The sequence below is a fragment of the uncultured Campylobacter sp. genome (assembly GCF_938031315.1).
Taxonomy (GTDB): Bacteria; Campylobacterota; Campylobacteria; order Campylobacterales; family Campylobacteraceae; genus Campylobacter_B.
The window spans coordinates 1-1,169 of the sequence record NZ_CALHHT010000435.1; the positions used below are offsets into that span (position 1 = coordinate 1).

At 45.3% G+C, this 1,169-nt stretch carries 1 protein-coding gene; it reads right to left on the reverse strand.

Annotated elements, in window-relative coordinates; all coding sequences use genetic code 11:
• Positions 1–815, reverse strand: an 815-nt coding sequence (locus Q0236_RS10855) for a TAXI family TRAP transporter solute-binding subunit (protein WP_297917774.1), incomplete at its 3' end; no start/stop codon positions are given.
• Between the last annotated feature and the right edge of the window lie 354 nt (positions 816–1,169).

The window sequence follows — 1,169 nt, forward strand, 5'->3', positions numbered from 1 at the left end:
AAATTATCAAGTATTGCCTTAACTACCGCCCTAACCGCCTCGTCGCTTTGGCTAGCGTCGGTTACGAGCACGGCTTTTACGCCGATAGTTTGCGTGTCGTGATCTACGCCGTCATACATCTTCGCAGGGATCACGCCTTTAGCGAAATATGGATATTTCTCCATAATTTTTTTGATATGCTCATCGTCGATGCCGACTAAGTCGATAGGAAGCGAGGTCGCCGCATCGGTGATATTTGCGGTCGGATGTCCTACGACGTAGAAGTATCCGTCGATCTTCTTATCTTTTAGCGCCATAGGGCATTCTTGTGCGGTTAAAACACCGTGCTGGGCGAGCTTTTTAAGATCGAAGTCGTAGTTTTCAAAAACTATAGTGCTGGTTAGCTCATTGCCGCTGCCCGGGTTTCCGATATTGATCTTTTTACCCGCAGCGTCGCCGTAGGCTTTGATGCCGCTCTCTTTAGAAACTACGAAAGCCAAAAGCTCGGGATAGATCGAGATTACGGAGCGTAAATTTTTATCCGCCGCGCCTTGAAATTTGCCCGTACCGTTATATTTATCATAGACGACGTCGCTTTGAACGAAGCCGAAATTTAGCTCTTTTTTAAGCACGTTATTGACGTTATACGTCGAGCCTCCCGTCGATTGCACGGAGCATTTCATATTTTTATCCATATTTACCAAGCGGCAAATCGCACCGCCTACCGGATAATAGGTGCCGGTCATACCGCCGGTGCCGATATTGATGAACTCCTTAGCGCCTGAAACGCTAGCTAGTAAGGCCAAACCGGCCAAAGCAACAGAAAATTTTTTCATCTTCGCTCCTTTTCGAATTAAAAGTTTGGTAGTATTGCTAAATTTCTATAAAAATCTAATAAAAAAGCGATCTTACATTTAAATTTAAGATTTCGCGCGTTTTGTAGCAGCAGGGGCAGGTGGTAGTCGAATATGCAAACCGCGAGTAGCTACGCCATAGCATACATACGAGCGGGCAGCGGCTGCGTCACGATATGCGCACAGCGGGCGATTAAATAACGGCGCAACTGAGGTTAAATTTTAACGGCGCCGCGAATATAAAATTTTGACGACATCGCAAAGTAAAATTTACGAGAAGCGCAAAGTCAAAATTTAAAGGCTGGCGATAAAATTTAAAGGCTCTGCCGAGATAAA